General features: G+C 62.1%; 13 protein-coding genes and 1 pseudogene. 4 read left to right on the forward strand and 10 right to left on the reverse strand.

From position 1 onward, the window contains the following. Positions 1-2: 2 nt before the first annotated feature. The 5 genes from ACUXVA_RS16170 to ACUXVA_RS16190 all read right to left on the reverse strand — a co-directional run bounded on the left by ACUXVA_RS16170 (position 3) and on the right by ACUXVA_RS16190 (position 5,091). Positions 3-308, reverse strand: coding sequence for a hypothetical protein (locus ACUXVA_RS16170; RefSeq protein ID WP_265079384.1), 306 nt, complete (start codon positions 306-308; stop codon positions 3-5). 145 nt (positions 309-453) lie between these two features. Next, complete coding sequence (locus ACUXVA_RS16175; protein WP_265079383.1) at positions 454-963, reverse strand: MarR family winged helix-turn-helix transcriptional regulator; 510 nt, start codon at positions 961-963, stop codon at positions 454-456. A gap of 803 nt (positions 964-1,766) precedes the next feature. Further along, a complete protein-coding gene (locus ACUXVA_RS16180) occupies positions 1,767-2,825 on the reverse strand; it encodes a methyltransferase (RefSeq protein ID WP_445487019.1) in 1,059 nt (352 codons plus the stop codon). A 63-nt stretch (positions 2,826-2,888) separates the two neighbouring features. Continuing rightward, a complete protein-coding gene (locus tag ACUXVA_RS16185) occupies positions 2,889-4,040 on the reverse strand; it encodes a StlD/DarB family beta-ketosynthase (protein ID WP_445487021.1) in 1,152 nt (383 codons plus the stop codon). 79 nt (positions 4,041-4,119) lie between these two features. Further along, positions 4,120-5,091, reverse strand: coding sequence for a hypothetical protein (locus tag ACUXVA_RS16190; RefSeq protein WP_445487023.1), 972 nt, complete (start codon positions 5,089-5,091; stop codon positions 4,120-4,122). Positions 5,092-5,178: 87 nt separating this feature from the next. On the opposite strand from ACUXVA_RS16190, the gene ACUXVA_RS16195 reads away from it, so the two are divergent. Then, positions 5,179-6,993 carry an FAD-dependent monooxygenase gene (locus tag ACUXVA_RS16195; RefSeq protein WP_445487025.1) on the forward strand — a complete coding sequence of 605 codons (1,815 nt, stop codon included), beginning with the start codon at positions 5,179-5,181 and terminating at the stop codon, positions 6,991-6,993. Positions 6,994-8,372: 1,379 nt separating this feature from the next. Next, positions 8,373-8,555: pseudogene (locus ACUXVA_RS16200) on the forward strand (Ku protein); the annotation flags it as partial. A 257-nt stretch (positions 8,556-8,812) separates the two neighbouring features. Here the strand turns inward: ACUXVA_RS16200 and ACUXVA_RS16205 are convergent. The 3 genes from ACUXVA_RS16205 to ACUXVA_RS16215 all read right to left on the reverse strand — a co-directional run bounded on the left by ACUXVA_RS16205 (position 8,813) and on the right by ACUXVA_RS16215 (position 12,215). Beyond that, the gene (locus tag ACUXVA_RS16205) at positions 8,813-10,390 is read right to left on the reverse strand and encodes a rhodanese-like domain-containing protein (RefSeq protein ID WP_445487027.1); all 1,578 of its coding nucleotides are present in this window, start codon (positions 10,388-10,390) and stop codon (positions 8,813-8,815) included. 33 nt (positions 10,391-10,423) lie between these two features. Then, positions 10,424-11,011, reverse strand: a complete 588-nt coding sequence (locus tag ACUXVA_RS16210) for a cysteine dioxygenase family protein (protein ID WP_265079376.1) — start codon at positions 11,009-11,011, stop codon at positions 10,424-10,426. Between the two features lie 349 nt (positions 11,012-11,360). Then, the gene (locus ACUXVA_RS16215) at positions 11,361-12,215 is read right to left on the reverse strand and encodes a VOC family protein (protein ID WP_445487029.1); all 855 of its coding nucleotides are present in this window, start codon (positions 12,213-12,215) and stop codon (positions 11,361-11,363) included. Positions 12,216-12,335: 120 nt separating this feature from the next. Between ACUXVA_RS16215 and ACUXVA_RS16220 the strand changes: the two genes are divergently transcribed. Both ACUXVA_RS16220 and ACUXVA_RS16225 read left to right on the forward strand, forming a co-directional pair. Beyond that, positions 12,336-13,637, forward strand: coding sequence for an NAD(P)/FAD-dependent oxidoreductase (locus ACUXVA_RS16220; protein ID WP_445487031.1), 1,302 nt, complete (start codon positions 12,336-12,338; stop codon positions 13,635-13,637). 1 nt (position 13,638) lies between these two features. Next, complete coding sequence (locus ACUXVA_RS16225; protein ID WP_445487033.1) at positions 13,639-13,905, forward strand: hypothetical protein; 267 nt, start codon at positions 13,639-13,641, stop codon at positions 13,903-13,905. Positions 13,906-13,909: 4 nt separating this feature from the next. On the opposite strand, the gene ACUXVA_RS16230 is transcribed toward ACUXVA_RS16225, so the two are convergent. Both ACUXVA_RS16230 and ACUXVA_RS16235 read right to left on the reverse strand, forming a co-directional pair. Then, the gene (locus tag ACUXVA_RS16230; RefSeq protein ID WP_445487035.1) at positions 13,910-15,532 is read right to left on the reverse strand and encodes an ABC transporter ATP-binding protein; all 1,623 of its coding nucleotides are present in this window, start codon (positions 15,530-15,532) and stop codon (positions 13,910-13,912) included. After that, the gene (locus tag ACUXVA_RS16235) at positions 15,529-16,359 is read right to left on the reverse strand and encodes an ABC transporter permease (RefSeq protein ID WP_265079372.1); all 831 of its coding nucleotides are present in this window, start codon (positions 16,357-16,359) and stop codon (positions 15,529-15,531) included. Before ACUXVA_RS16235 ends, ACUXVA_RS16230 begins: the two co-directional genes overlap by 4 nt. Between the last annotated feature and the right edge of the window lie 3 nt (positions 16,360-16,362).

Consider the following 16,362-nt stretch of genomic DNA (forward strand, 5'->3'; position numbering starts at 1 on the left):
GCTCAGCGCGCGGCGCCGGAGCTGGGTGCGTCCTGTGCGATCTGCGCAATGAGTTCTCGCTGCACGCCGGCTTCTGCCGCCACCCAGACGGGGTCGCAGTGCTGGAGAGGTGGGCGGGGAAGCGGTGGCATTTGTCCGCTGGCGACCATTGCGACGATGGTCTCGATTCGTAGCCGTTCGAGTTGCCGGAGAGCGTCTTCCACGACAAAGGCCTGGACGGCGCAACCTGGCAATTCCGGGTAGGAGACGTGGCTGCACCACAGGCCAGGAGAGACCTCGACCGTCTCGGCCTCCAGAATGTAAGGCACGGCGAGGTAATCCCTGATCCGCAAGACGCCCCCTTTGATGGTTATTCCAAATATAGTACGTATACGTAGTATCATTCCGAGCGGTGCAGAGCAAGGTGCTCGTCCTGCGCAACGCGCAGGTCGGTCCGGCGCCACGTGCGGGGGTCTAGGGAGTGTCGGCGTTCGAACCCGGCTCCGCCAAGAGCTTCATGCACTGCATGAAATGCGCCCGATCGGTGGGGGCGAGCGGGGCAAGCAGGGCACCTTGCAACTCGGCAACTGCAGCGACGATCTTCAGCAGCGCCGCTTTGCCGGCCGGTGCCAACAGTACCTCGGCGGAACGACGGTCGCTGCCGTTGCTGCGCCTCGTGACCAGGGACCGTTCGGCCATGCGGTTGATCATCTCCCCGAGTGTGCTGCGGTCGACGCGGATGTGCTTTGCGAGTTCCGTGAGGGTCAATGTTCCGCGCTGGTAGAGGGTCAGCAACGCGCCGAATTGCCTGGGTGTGATGTCACTCTGCGCGGTCAATTGCTCGTAGAGCAGGTTGACGCGCGTATCCAGCAGGCGAACAAGGAAGCCAAGCCCCTTATCCAGCTTGAGCGTTCGGGCAATGTCTTCAGGCGGTTGGTTGCCTTTGCCGGATTGCGCACTTGGCTTCGGCGAACTGGACTTCATAGACCCCTCTGGATGATAAAATAGGGTTCGCGACACGCTCCATTGATACTGGAGCACCTTCCGGAAACAAATGCTGTGTTTCTCCTAGCAAATTCCGTATTCATTTCGGGATTTTTCCCTGCCCCATCAAATCCATTCGGATCATTCAAGTCTGCGTCCTACCTCAGTGCTTGCCGACGAGAGGCAGTGCAGTCCATCAAACAGGCCGCAGCTTAAAGCGGGCTTCGAAAGACGAATTCGACCAGCGGGCTGTCGTCGCGGAGCAAAAAGCGGTCGATGCCCAAGGTATCGTACCCCGACCGCCTCAGCAAGTGCGCGGACGAGCACTGTCTTACCGACACCGCCTTTCTCCTGACCGACGAGCATAATCCGTGGCATCTTTACTTTCCCTTTCTGCAGAAACCGCGCCCGCAGGATCGCGTCGCGGCACCAGATTCTGAGTCACAACTCGCGGACTTTCCGTGAGTGTTTCAGAAGAAACGATACACCGCGCCTAGCAGTATTAGCTGCAGACTAATCGCAATCAGGGTGCCGGCGCGGGCATGGCAATGAGGGCATTCGCAGATCCCGAATTGGGGATGCGACTAGTCGGTGCGGCTGCCTGTAAATAAGCGCCCGAGAGTGACCCCTCGAACGTAAATTGTATCAATAGCTTATCGTGCCGATCGGCGTCGGATCCCAGCGCCGATTCACAGTTCGCAATTTGCGGTGGATGGCACGGCCCTCAACGCGTCGGCGGTACGTGCCTTGGACGAGGTTAAAACGGAAGAATAATTCATATCGTCCAACGTAGATCGGAGCCGTCAGCCCTTGCTGTCAGCCACTTTCTTCGCGACCACGAGGCTGATCCCGGGAGCGGAGCGAAGGGGTATGATCCGTTCTATGCCTAGCTGGGTTGGGGTAAGCCAGCCAGCGATCTGCTCCGCCGAAAAAGTGCCAGAGAGGCTGGTGATCGCAAAATAAAGATCGAGTAGAGCCCCTGTCTGACTGCCGACCTCCCGAGATGATTCCCGCAGTACATCGAGAATGACGATAAGGCCGTTCGGTCGAAGCGCATCCGCAGCTCGTTTAAGAAGGGAACGATTTTGGGCATCGCTGAAATGATGTACCAGATGGGAGACGAGAATGATGTCCCAAACGGCCCGGCCGAGATCCTCCGTCAATGCGTTTCCGGCCTTGTGAACGATCCGCTCTTCGAGGTCCTCCTCCGCCACAAGCGGGACGGCAACTTCAACTGCTTGGGGCAGGTCGAGGATGGTTGCCTTCAATTGAGGGTACCGGCGGCAGAAAGCCGCCGAATAAGCTCCATGCCCTCCCCCGACATCCAACATCGTCAGGGGATTTCCCAAGCAGGGTGTCCGAGCGGCGACCTCAGGTGCTGACAGGCGCGCCAGAGACCTCATGCCTCGCTGATAGACTGCCCACTGCTCGTCACGAATGAGGTCATGGACATCGAGAGCTTTGCCGGTACGCACGAATTCCTCGGTGGTTTCGATCGCCTGCCACTCAAGGAAGCGGAGAAGCATATTGTCGCGAATGGATCGCGGGCTGTCGCGCATCAACCATTTCCGGGCTAGGCGCGTCGGCGCAAAGCCCGCGGGCCCATTTTTCACGTAACCGATTGCGACGAGTACGTTTAGGAGCTTCTCGAGCGCAGCCGCATCCAGGCCGAGTTGCTTAGCAAGCTCAGTCGCGGAAAGCGGACGCGAGGCCAGCGAATCGAAGACATCGAGCTTGGTTGCGACCATCACGGCGCGGGCAACAATCACCGCGTTGAACGTGTCAATAAACGGAGTCGGTACGAGTCCGAACACCATGGCCAATCGTTCGAGCAGGTTTTCAGGGATGGCACCGATCTTCATGGAGCACCGTATGAACTGGCCACGCCGCCGCAAATCTGCGGCGATCCTCGACCTGTGAGGTAACTAGACGACTGTTAGATGGACGAAACCAAACATCATCCGTGCGCTTTCTGGAATGATGCACAGGATGCGTTGTCCTCGGTGGGCCTTGCCGGTCGACATCAGCTCATCGATCATGATGTACATCGCCGCGGAGCCGGTGTTTCCCTTGCTGCTAAGATTAGTGAACCATTTTTCTAAAGGAACTACAAAGCCGAGTTCCGCCAGCCCATTTTGGAGGGGTTGGCGGAACCATTGCGATGAATAGTGGGGGAGAATCCAATCGATATCGGCTGCGGCGAGCTTGTGTCGTTCGAGCAAACGGCCGAAGGCTACGCGCATGAGCTGCGGTAGACGTTCATTGAGGACTCTTATGTCCTGTGTAAGGCTCAAATAGCCTCCTCGAAAAAGATCGCCTTCATTGTCGACAGTTCTGAAACTTGAGGTCCTCCCGTCTGCATGCTTCTGCAAACCGAAATACATGCAGACGTCGGACTCGCTGGCGTAGGACGCGATGTCAACCCAGTCGATACGAAGGGACAGGGCGTCCGGCCTCGGCGTTGGGGTGATTAACAGGGCGCCAGCGCCATCGGAGAGCATCCAGCGCAGGAACTCGTTGCCGAAGGGTAGCCCGGGCTGGTCGGCCGAACCCTTGGTGTTCAATCTGATCTGGGGTTCGAAATGGGCTGACCGCAGGCTAGGCGAAGCCAACTCGGAGCCGGTAACGACGGCATTGTCGCAGGCTCCAGCAAGAACGTTGAGATAGCCGTATTTCAGAGCACTGACCCCCGAGCAGCAGACACCGCTAAGAGAGGCAATTTCACAGGGCGGAGAGCCGATCTCAGCATGCACCATGCTGGCATGGCTAGGGATGATCTGATCGGCACTGGAAGTGCCGCACGACAGGCATTGAATGTCCGCGGCTAAAAATCCTGAGGTTTGACAGAGATTCTTGATGGCCTCGGCGGTAAGACGGGCATTCGTGTGGGTAGCCGCGCCGGTCGCAGGGTCAATCGCATAGTAGCGGCGCGTGATACCGTTATTTATCAGAACACGGCGCTTTACCGCAGCCGACTGGGATTTCATGTGTCCCAGAACATCTTCGATCTGCTGATTTTCAATTGGAGCGTTGGGAAGGTACGCACCCCATCCACTGATATAGGCGCCGCGAGCCATATTTCTTCTCCACTTTGTCGAGAGTTCGCTTCGGCTCCCAGCCGCCATAAGCTTAATATGTGAAAAATTTGATCCGGTTCTATGAAGAATCCGATCCGACAGCTTTCTGATGACTAATTCCGGTCGGCTTTAACAGTTTCTTGACGTAAGCGTCCAGGTGTCGTCGCATGACTAACGAAGCGAGCGCCGTACCTGCGATCGCCAATGGGAGCCCGATCAGAATAAGCATGAGCAGAAAAATGGCGAACGCATAAACCCCCAATACCCGTAAAGCTGGATGGATACTCCCCAGCGCGCGAATTGCGACCGCCGAGCCATAGAAACAGTACGACGCCAACAGCTCCGGAACGACTAGCCAACGCGTGACCGAAAGCGCTGGTTCGCCACTTAGCAGCGACGCGCCGAAAGGTCGGTCGCTCTGGAGCCGCTGCCCCATGACCGCAGCCAGTCTGCGGATTCGAGCCCGCTCCGAATCTGCGACACCGGCCTTGGGGAAAACTCCAAGGAGGGAGTCCTTCCGACCGAACAACAGGGCACGGGGCGTACTGACGAGTGTGAGCAACGGCGATCCATGGTGAGTAACCACGACATTGTCGCAATGGACCGCTCCAGCGGTGGCGAGAAGGCCCTTAATTCGCTCAGAAGCCCTTTGCCACATGGCGCGACTGACGGTGATCGTCACGGTTTCGGTGCCACGCAAAACTTCGGCGTGCGGCAGGCGAAAGAAGGCCTGCACCGGTAACGCGGGAGACAAGAACCAGACGGGATAGACCAAAACCACCAGCCTAAAGCGGCTCGTCGGATCGTACCCTGGGAGCCGGATTGGCGGCGGTAGGCCAAGTACGCTCTCAGGCATGGCGTCGAAGAACCGGCGGATCGATCGCCAAGGGTAGGGGTAGGCGGTTTCTGGATCCAGCCGCTCGATCGTCACCTCGACTCCGGTCCCAGAGAGTTCAGTCGTAAACAGGCTTGCTATATCGGCTCCTTCGCCGGATTGTGAATAATAGAGGACGAGAACTCGGTCCACCTGACCTCCCAACGCGTCTGTCATGACGATGATCTATCACTTCGTTCCGAACTGCGGCAACTTTCCCGGTACGGCTCGGCACCGCATCGACTATCAACAGGCGAGATACTCATGGACAAGTCCTCTCCACGGGTCGTCGTTATCGGCGCCGGACCCACGGGTCTAACCTTGGCGCTCCTGCTTGCTCGAGCTGGCATCTCATCGACCTTAGTCGAAAAGAACGCCCGGCCTCAGGCACATCCTGCCGCCTGCATACTAAACACGCGTACGATGGAAGTCTTTCGCGAAATCGGCGTCGCTGACCTGATCATGCGCCAAGGCCAAAACGTCTTCGAGCGGGCTTACATCAGCTGGGTGACGTCGTTGGCGGGTCGCGAACTCGGCCGATGCTCTGCCATGCCGGAGGATCTCCCCTCGCTCCTGGCTCTTAGCCCCGTTCATGCGATGCAGTTCCCGCAGAACCGCCTTGAGCCGCTGCTTTGGCAAAAGGTGAGGGAGCACGAACTGATCCGCTTCCTTCCGGGGTGCGAATGTGTCTCCGTCGAACAGGACGGAGAAGCAGTCCATGCCTTACTCAAAGGCCCCGAAGCCGAACGTGTGTCGGGCGACTACCTCGTTGCCTGCGATGGGGCCTCCAGCCCGCTCCGGAGAGCAATGGACGTGAAGTGGGAGGGGCGATTGCTCCAGGACATGATCGGCGTTTACTTCACCGCAGACCTGACCGATCTGGTCGCGCACCGGAAAGGCATTCTGTACTGGATTATTAACCCCGCGGCGTTCGGCGTGCTTATCGCACATTGGATACCGCACGAATGGGTCCTGTTCACCCCCTATTTCCCTCCGCAGCAAGCGCCCGAGGACTTCACCGAAAAGAGGTGCCAAGCGCTGGTTGCGGCCGCAGTGGGCCGCCAACTGGCTGATTTAAGAATCAAGCTCATACGACCCTGGGCTGTGTCGGCCAAGCTCGCCTCGGCCTATCGCCGCGAGCGGATGTTCCTGGCCGGTGATGCGGCTCATAGCCTGCCGCCCACGGGCGGCCTTGGGCTCAACACAGGCGTTCAGGACGCCCATAATCTGGCATGGAAACTGTCTCACGCAATCCGCGGCTTGTCCGGTCCAAAGCTTCTCGACAGCTACGAGCGAGAACGGCGACCCGTAGCCCAAACCAACATTCGACATAGCGCGCAGAACTTTGATGAGATGAGCGATCTCCTAGAGGTCTGTGGGCTACATCTAAACGACCTCCGGCGGTTGCAAGCGCTTCAACGGTCAATCACCTTCCGCGTGCTGCCATTCGCTTGGCAGACTTCCCTGATCGACCGTCTCGTGAGCAAGGCGCTCAAGAAGACCGCTTTGCTTGACGCGGATGACAAGCGCGGCAAGCAGGCACGATCGGAGTTCATCCGAAGGATTCCTGGACAAACAAGGCACTATCATTTTCTCGGCCTCGATCTCGGTTTCATCTATCAGGATGGCGCCGTCATCGCCGAAGCTGGTCGTGTACCGCAGCCGATCGACCCCATTATCGACTATCAGCCGACAACATGGCCGGGAGCACGGCTTCCGCATTTCTGGATAAGGCGCGATGGGGTGATGCTTTCTATTCATGACGTGATCGCCGACGACAGCATGACGCTGCTGGTGAAGCCGGAGGCGAGGCGAGCTTGGCTTGACGCCGTTCAGAGCGTCGATAGTCATGGGCCGCTCGCTGTAAGGTGTCTGGTCATAGGTAGCGGACCAGATGCGGACTACGAAGATCCTCAACGCGCGTGGACTAATTTCTCCGGTACCGATGACTCCGGGGCGGTTCTTGTCCGACCCGATCGGCATGTTGCCTGGAGGAGCCGAACCTTGCCTCGCAACCCCGGCGAAGAACTCGACGTTGCGCTTCGCCAGATCCTCGACATGCATCCGTTAGGTGTGTGACCGGTTTGACCGAAGAACTGTCTGCTCGTCGTTCACGCCCATGTGCCCGAGGTCAAACCGATCCTTGCCTTCCCCGATGCAGTCTCCCGGATCATCTGCGCCACAACGCCGTTGAGGTTTCGAACAGATTGCGTCGGGCTCGCGCGCGAGCCAGACCATTGGCCGACGTAGAACTCGCATGTTGGGTGCCGCTGCGCTTGAGAACTCCGATCTGAATCGGCACCGAGTTCTCCGCCCATTACGTTATCGATCACGAAAACCCTCGTCGGCCTCAGTACCAGCGTTGAATTTATCCGCTTCATTCAGCGTGACGTCGCCTCGCGGGCCTAGCACCAACCCTCTGCTACAACACGCTCACAAATTTCAGAGAATAAGCCCATCGATGCCGAACCTTCTCCCGTCCACTAAAAGGTAATCCGCGACGATTCAGAAAAGAACGGAGAGAATCCGAGGACGGAATGTCACGAGCGCATAACACAACACGGCTACCCCGAAACAGCGCGAAACGGATTGACCCCGCGCCAGACCTCGTCGATCGCCCAAACGAAAAGACCGCCTTTGACAATAATTTCGAGGGGCAATCCTTAAGCGACCTAGGGGGTGCCAAACCCAGATCAAGACGCTCCCCACGATTACAACCCATAAAACGAAGTTCGGCGCCTGAGCAACCGTGATGGCGCCCGTCTTGCGATTTTGAAAGAACCAGAAAAAATCGGCGCATCATCGTAAACGCGTCTCCTTTGCCGGAGCTTAGAGTTTCGGCGCCCAGCGATGGCGTCCCGGTCAGATCCGTGTTGCGGGAATCACCCGACACCCATGGCAAAATCCCTGTCACTTATGTCACATCTCGGACGAGGGCGACGCTGCGGCGATCCAGTCCCCCAGATCCCGCTAATAATAATTGACCGTTACTACGAACAGGATACCTGTGGGCCGGCGGGCGTTGTATTGATGGCTTTTCTGCCATCGACCTTGCCCGCACCCGGATAGATGATCATTTTTCCTCCGAGGCTGCCGTCGAGGTGTTCGTCTGACAGAACGGATGCACCCACGCGCTTCGCGAAGTCGATAGTCGTCCGCTCACACCCGAGCCCCGGAGGAACAAACCGCGGGGTCCGCGGATTCACCGTCAAGAGAGGGGGCAAGATGCTGACGAGAGAACGGCCGGATTTCAGGACGGTGGACCGGTGGGCGATCGGCCTGCTGCTGGAGGCCGGCGCCATCCAAAAATGCGACCAGCACGGATGGGCGAAGGACCGGAGCGATCCCCACGCCCGGGAGGTGCTGGATTCGGTCGGGGCACCTGTCCCGAATGCAGGTGATGGAACCCCAGGCCGTCTGACCGATTGAATCGCCGTCTGGTGCAACGGAGTTCCAAGATGGCGCCGCGGGCGAACTGGAAGGGCTTTTTGCGGCTGTCGCTGGTGACCTGTCCGATCGCCTTGTTCTGGCGACCTCAGAGAGAGAAGGTCTCCTTCAATCAGATCAACAAGAACACCGGCCACCGCATCAAGTACGCGAAAGTAGATGCCGAGACCGGCGAAGAGGTGTCCAACGACGACAGAGCCCGTACCGATCCTGACCGTCGGCGACCTGAAATCCGAACTCAGCAAGCATGGCCGTGGAAACGGATGAGCCCGAAACAAAGCGGCGACTAAATCAACGATATCGGGCACAATGCGGTCACTTAATAGAGCATCACGTTCAGACGGAACGAAATTATTTAGATATTTCAATAACATAAGAGTTCGTAGTTTTATTCTGAATGGCGCACCATTCCTTTCCAGTTTTTATCCGCATCAGGATCGATGCAAACCGCTCACAACACGCGGAAGCCATGAGTGCCGTCGCGGGCAAGCTGTTCGACCAGGCCGAATTCCCAGTCGAGATAGGCCTGCATCGCCGCGGCGGCATTGTCGGTGCCCTCGTAGGGCCGCTTGTAGACGTCATCGACCTCCTCGAGGCTGTGCGGTACGCCGCGTTCGAGCGGCAGCCCTGCGGCCTTCCAGGCCTCCGTGCCGCCGGCGAGAACCGCGACCGCGCGGTCGGTGATGTCTGCGAGATCGGCGGCGGCGTAATGCGCCAGCGCGCCGTCGCAGGAGGTCAGCACCAGCCGGCCGGCCGGCAATCGCGGCAGCGCCTCCCTGAGTCGCGCGGGCACCACGAACCAGGCGCCGGGGACATGGCCGCTGGCATGGCGCGGACTGGTGGCGAGATCGATGACCACGGTCTGGTCGCGTTCTGCAGCAAGCGCTTGTGGCGTGATGGTTGCGATGGTGCCGGACGGCGAAGGCGGGTGGCGCGGTGCGCGCGGCCCGGTTTCGAGATGCCCGCCTTTGATGCCGCCATCGAGCACATGTACATCGCGCCATCCCATCTGGATCAGCCATGACGCGGCGAGGGTGGCACGGACGCCGTCATCATCGGCCAGCACGATGCGGCCATGGCGCACGCCGACCCATTCGTCGGTGGCCTGCACCAGTTGCCCGCCCGGCGCTGAGCGAAAGCCGGGCAGATGTCCGGCTTCGAATTCCGCTGGGGTGCGCACGTCGAGCAGATACAGCGTGACATCGCTCTGCTGCTGCCATTGCGAGACCGTTTCGGGACTGACGTTACGGACGCCGGCGCGTTCGGCGAGCGCTTGCGCGCGGGCCTGCGCGGCGGCCCGGGCGTCCGCCGACAGTTCAGGAAATCGCCGTTCGGCGCCACGGTCCAGTTCGAGTCCGGCCAGCGTCCAGCCGATGGTGCCGTTGCGCAGCGCAAACACCTTGTTGGGAATGCCGGCATTGATCAGCGACTGGGTGCCGATGATCGAGCGGGTGCGGCCGGCGCAGTTGACGATCACCGTGGTCTCGGGTCGCGGTGCCAGATCCTGCACGCGCAGCACCAGTTCGCCGCCGGGCACGCTGGTGCCTGATGGGATCGACATGGTGCGGTATTCCTCGAAGCGACGGGAATCCAGCACCACGATATCGGCCTTGTCGGCGATCAGGCGCTCGACTTCGTGTGCGGCCAGCGACGGCGTATGCCGCGTCGACTCCACCAGCTCGCCGAACGCCTTGCTGGGCACGTTGACGTCGATGAAGATCTCGCCGCCGGCGCGCCGCCAGCCATCGAGCCCGCCATCGAGCTGCGCGACGTTGCTGTAGCCGAGCTGCTGAAGCCGTGCTTCGGCGCGCGCCGCATATCCCTCGCCGTCATCATACACGACGATGGGCGCATCCCACCGGGGCACTAGATCAAGCACGCGGAGCTCGATCCGGCTCAGCGGCAGCGACACCGCAAACAAGGGATGGGCGCGCGAATAGGGGCCTTCCTCGCGCACGTCGAACAAGGCGATCTCGCGGCCTTCGATCAATGAGGCGCGAACCTCGGCGGTGGTGACGAGACGGGTCATGACGGGACTTTCTGGCAAGTGTCGCGGGATCGTTCAATCCCTGGAGCGATCCCACAGATTGGGGACGGTGGCGTTGGAGTAGCCCGAGATGAACGGCGTGGGCACGCCGCTTAGCGGATCGAACACCGAGCGCCTGACGGCGCCGATATTGCCACCATAGACGTGGATGGAGATCGACGGGCGGTCGTCATAGGCATTGGCGATGACATGAATATCGCCGATATCAGGCGAAACCGCCACCACTTCGCCACGCTCCAGGCGCTCCGCCGGACCGGTCTCGAAGCCGCCGCCGGGCTTTAGCGTATAGGCGACGCCGGTCTCGGCGCCGCGCAAAATGCCGACGATGCCCCACACGGTGTGGTCGTGGATCGGCGTCTTCTGCCCCGGTCCCCACACGAAGCTGACCACGGAGAAACGCTCCAGCGGGTCGGCGTGCAGCAGATACTGTTGATAGTGGTTTGCGCCCGGCTGCGAATAGGGCTCGGGCAGCCAGTCGTCGGTGGCAACAAGACGGGCCACCAGTTTGCGTCCTTCCACGAGAATCGCGGGTTCGTCGAGATGGCGGTCGATCAGCCGGGTGAAATCGATGACGAAGTCGCGGAGCCTGTGGCGTTCGGACATGGTGATTCTTCATTCGGGACGGGGATGTCTCCGCGGGCCTTGAGCGCCCGCGCGCAGAACGGCTTGCCTTGCGCTATCGCCGACCTGCACCGCAATGCTACGGCGCGGTGCGATGCAGTCAACAGAACCGGAGACTGTTGTTTGGTCGACGGCGGCAGAAGCGTGCTGCACGGCTGTTCGTCAACGAAAGAAATTTCTGGGGCGCCCGGTGCAGGGCAAGCCTGCGTCCGTGAGCCTTGTAGGGAGGCCTGGTGTCGGTGACCGTTGAAGTCCCCGACATCCTGGCCGGGCCGCTCCGGGATTTTGGGGACACGCCCCGCGAAAGGGCAATGGCGTGTCCCCGGGTCGCTTACTTGACGAAGGCCAGCAGCACGCCGTTGGCGGCGGCGGGCGGCACGCAAACGGCGCCGGCGCTGCGGACGCCGACTTTGCCTACCGCCTTTTCCGCTGTGGCGAGATCCGAGACGGCGATCACCAGCGCGGCGCCGCCGCGCTCGGGCAGGCCGTCCAGCGAAACGCCGGGATAGCGCGCGCCCAGCTGTTCCCTGGTGACGAATACGAAATCCGCGCGGTCGGATCCCGACGGCACCGCCACGGCGCCGTCCGGCTCAACCCTGACGTCGCGATCGATCATGCGCGACAGATGCGCGGCGTCCTTCGCCGCATCAGGCGACACGATCAGGGCCTGTCGCAGGCGCTGTGCGCCGTTGGCGTGCTTCATCAGTTCTGGGATCCAGACGGTTTCCCGCGTCTTGTGCTGGCAGGCGAAGATGCGCAGTCCACCCGGGGCCTCTTCGATCGGCCACTGGAAGACACGGAATTTTGCTGCCGACACGCTGCCGTCGGGCAGGGTGACCGGGCGCTCGAAATCGGTCGGGCCGAGCGGCTCGTAGCCACGGGCGCGGATCTCTTCGACACCGGCGGCGGAATCGACCGCCGTGAAGGCGATGCGTTCGATGCCTTCGCCGCGCTTGGCGAGGAACGCGCGGGTCGGCGTGTTGTGCTCGGTTTCGACGAGCACGCCGAGGAGTTCGATGTAATCCGGATCGAGCATGATGGTGTAATTGCCGGAGCCCATCTTGGCGCTGTGGGTGCCGCGCGGCGACACCGTGAAGCCAAGCTGCTTCCAGTTGGCGGCGGCCTTGTCGAGATCGCTGACCACGACGACGGCGTGGTCGATTCCGATGACATTCTTGAGTGACACTCTGTTATTTCCCCGGCGTGAATTGGCATCTAAGCTAAACAGATCGATCAGGCCCCGGCAACCCAACCTGCTGCAGGGGGCCCCGGCCCCAAAGGCCTTGATCGGCGGGAAAGGACGACGATGGATTCCGCAAATATGCGCTGGCCCGACTCGCTGTGGGCCGCGATGACACCGGCCGGGCCGCAATTGCCGCAATTTGCCGGCGATGTCTCTGCCGACGTGATCGTCATCGGTGCGGGCTTCACCGGCCTGTCCAGCGCGCTGCATCTGCGCGAGGCCGGCGTGGACGTTGCCGTGGTCGAGGCCGCGGAGCCGGGCTGGGGCGCGTCCGGCCGCAACAACGGCCAGGTGATCCCCACGCTGTCGCGACCCGATCCGGACGACATCATCGCCAGGCATGGCATCGTCGGCGAACGCTTCGTCGCGCTGTTGCGCGACAGCGCCTCGACGCTGTTCGACGTGGCGCGCCGTTACCAGATCCAGGCCGAGCAGGAGCAGGCCGGCTGGGTCCAGCCGGTGCATTCGCCCGGCCGCATGAAGATCGCCGAACGCCGCGTCCGGCAGTGGTCGAAATTTGGCGCGCCGGTGGAGATCCTGTCGCGCGACCAGACGCGGCAAATGCTCGGCTCCGATGCGTGGTATGGTGGTTTCTGGAACAGGACCGGTGGCCACATCAATCCGTTGGCGCTGGCGCGCGGTCTTGCGGCGGCACTGCTGCAGCGAGGCGGGCGCATTTTTGCCCGGTCGCCGGTGGTCAGCTTCGAACGCCTGAACAACCGCTGGGTCGTCAAGACGGCGAACGGGCAGATCAGCGGCCGCGCGCTGATCCTGGCCACCAACGCCTATACCGGCGAGTTCGCCAAAGCACTGGCGCCGGATATCGCCCATGAAGTGATGCCGATCCGTTCCTGGCAGATGGCAACGCAGCCGCTGTCCGACGCCGCCCGCAAGATCATCATTCCCGGCCGTCAGGCGATGTCCGATACCCATGGCGAGCTGTACTTCGCGCGTTACGATGCGCGCAATCGCCTGGTCACGGGCGGCGCGCTGATCAACACCAACGACGCGGTGGCGAAGCTGAAGTCCATGGTTGCCGAACGCCTGCAGCGGCTTTGGCCGGAGATCGGCGACGTCAAATTCGACTATGTCTGGAACGGCTATGTCGGCATGACCACGGACTTCCTGCCGCGCATCCACCGGCTCGGGCCGGACGCCTATGCCTGGGCCGGCTGCAACGGCCGCGCGGTGGCGCTGTCGATCGCGCTGGGCGACGAACTCTCCAAGGCGGTGCGTGGCGTGCCGGAGAGCGAGCTGGCGCTTCCGTTCTCCGAGCCGACACCGATCGTCGCGCATGGCTTGCTGCGCCATCTGGCGCCGCTGATGCTGGCGCTTTACCGCCGTCGCGATGCGCGGGAGATCTGACATGAACGAGCTGGAAAAGGCCGAGGCCGTGCTCGAAGCCCTGAAGGCCGCCGAGCAGGAGCTTCCGCAAGCCGCGTTGCCGATCCTCAACGGCATCGCCGGCCTCATCAAGGGTGACGGGGACGATACGCTCGAAGTCCAGGAGGCGCGCACCGACGCCTTCATGGCGATCTGTGAACTCGGCAAAGCGCTGCATCGCGGCCAGCCAGCCGATCAGCTGTGGGCGCCAGCATTCAGTGCGGCCCAGCGCTGGCGCGGGCTGGTCTAGCCGGCTACGGCCTCGCACGCTCGAAATTGCCGCCGGGGATCGAGGCGATCAGCGCCTTCGTGTAGGGATGCTGCGGCCGTCCAAGCACATCGCCAGCGAGGCCATGCTCCACCACTTCGCCGTCCTTCATCACCGCGACGAGATCGCAGATCTGCGCTGCGACGCGCAGGTCGTGGGTGATGAACACGATGGACAGGCCGAGGCGCTGGCGCAGTTCGGCCAGCAGCTTGAGCACCTGGGCCTGCACGGAGACGTCGAGCGCCGATACCGCTTCGTCAGCCACCAGAATTGCAGGTTGCAAGGCGAGCGCGCGGGCGAGGCCGATGCGCTGGCGCTGGCCGCCGGAGAACTCGTGCGGAAAACGATCGCTGGCGGCGGGATCGAGGCCGACCAGCGCGAACAGTTCGCGGGCGTCGGCCAGTGCCTTGGCGCGCGGCGTGCCGTGGATGATCGGCCCCTGCGCCACCAGCTCGCCGGCCTTGCGGCGCGGATTGAGCGAGGCGAACGGGTCCTGGAACACCATCTGGATGTGCCGCGTCTCGCGCCTCACGTTTTCCTTGGTCATCGTCGCCCAGTCCTTGCCGTCGGCCATGATCGATCCGGCATCGGGATCGATGAGGCGGACGAGGCAGCGGGCGAGGGTGGATTTGCCGGAGCCGGATTCGCCGACGATGCCCAGCGTGGCGCCGCGCGGCAGTTGCAGAGAGACGTTCTTCACCGCATGAGTCACGCGCGCGCCGCGGCCGAGAAAGCCGCCGGTGCGATAGGTTTTCGACACGTTGTCGATGGTCAGCACCATGTCCTCGGACAACGTCCGCGGCGGTGGCGCGGTCAGCGGCGGCACCGCGGCGAGCAGTTGCTTGGTATAGGCATGTTGCGGTTTCAGCAGGACGTCGCGGACGCTGCCCTGTTCGACGATCGACCCGTGCTGCATGACCGCCACGCGGTCGGCGATCTCCGCCACCACGCCGAAATCATGCGTGATGAACAGCACCGCGGTCCTGCGGCGTTGCTGCAATTCGCGGATCAGCTTGAGAATCTGCGCCTGCGTGGTGACGTCGAGCGCGGTGGTCGGCTCGTCGGCGATCAGCAGTTTCGGATCGAGCGCCAGCGCCATGGCGATCATGGCGCGCTGGCGTTGCCCGCCCGACAGCTCATGGGGATAGGCCCGCGCTGCCGCTTTGGGATCGGGAATGCGCACGTCTTCGAGCAGCGCCTGCACGCGGGCGCGAATGTCGGCCTTCGACAGGTCTGTGTGGATCGAGAACATCTCGCCGATCTGGTCGCCGATGGTGCGCAGCGGATTGAGCGCCGTCATCGGCTCCTGGAACACCATCGCGATGCCGGCGCCGCGCACCTTGCGCAGGTCGTTGATGCTCGCCGAAGCGAGGTCGATGCCCTCGAACAGCGCGCGGCCACCATCGATGCTGACGCCGCCGGGCAGCAGTCGCATGATGGCATTGGCCATCATCGATTTGCCGGAGCCGGACTCGCCGACCACGCAGAGAATCTCATCGGCGGCGATGGCCAGTGAGACGCCCGCCAGCGCGTGGGTCCGGTCCGCGCCATCGGGAAGTCTGACGCTCAGGTTATCGAGCCGCAGGACTGCGGTGGAAGTCTCGGTCATCGTCCCTTGAGCCTTGGATTAAGCGCGTCGTTGAGGCCCTGACCGACCAGCGACACCGCCAGCACGGTGACCAGGATGGCGATGCCGGGGATCGCCGAGACGTACCACTGCACGCGCAGCACGTCGCGGCCGAGCCCGATCAGGTTGCCCCAGGACGCAACGTTCGGATCGGACAGCCGCAGGAAGGCCAGCGCGCTTTCCAGCAGGATCGCCACAGCCATCACCACGCTGGCATAGACGATCACCGGCGGCAGCGCGTTGGGCAGGATCTCGCCGAGGATCAGCTGGATGTCCTTCATGCCGAGCGTGCGGCCGGCCTGGACGAATTCGCGGTTGCGCAGCGACAGGAATTCGGCCCGGGTCAGCCGCGCCGGCGCCGGCCACGACACGATGCCGACGGCGATGGTCACCGTGGTCAGCGTCGAGCCGAACACCGCGACCAGCACCAGCAGCAGCACGAAATTCGGCAGCGTCTGGAACGCCTCGGTGATGCGCATCAGAACGGTATCGACCCAGCCGCCGTAATAGCCGGCGAAGGCGCCGATCAGCACGCCGATGACCACCGCGATGGCGGTTGCGACCACGCCGATCAGCAACGAAATGCGCGCGCCGTAGAACAGCTGGGCCGCGATGTCGCGGCCGGAATTGTCGGTGCCGAGCAGGAAGCGCGGATTGGAGAACGGCCAGATCAGCGGCCGGCCGGCCAGCGCCAGCGGATCGCGCGGATACAGCCAGCCGGCGGAGATCGCCATGGCGATCACCAGCAGCAGCAGCACGAGGCCGACCAGAGCGGAGGGACTGCGGCAATAGCGTTTCACGGCGTCCATGGC

Source organism: Rhodopseudomonas sp. RCAM05734, from assembly GCF_052658035.1.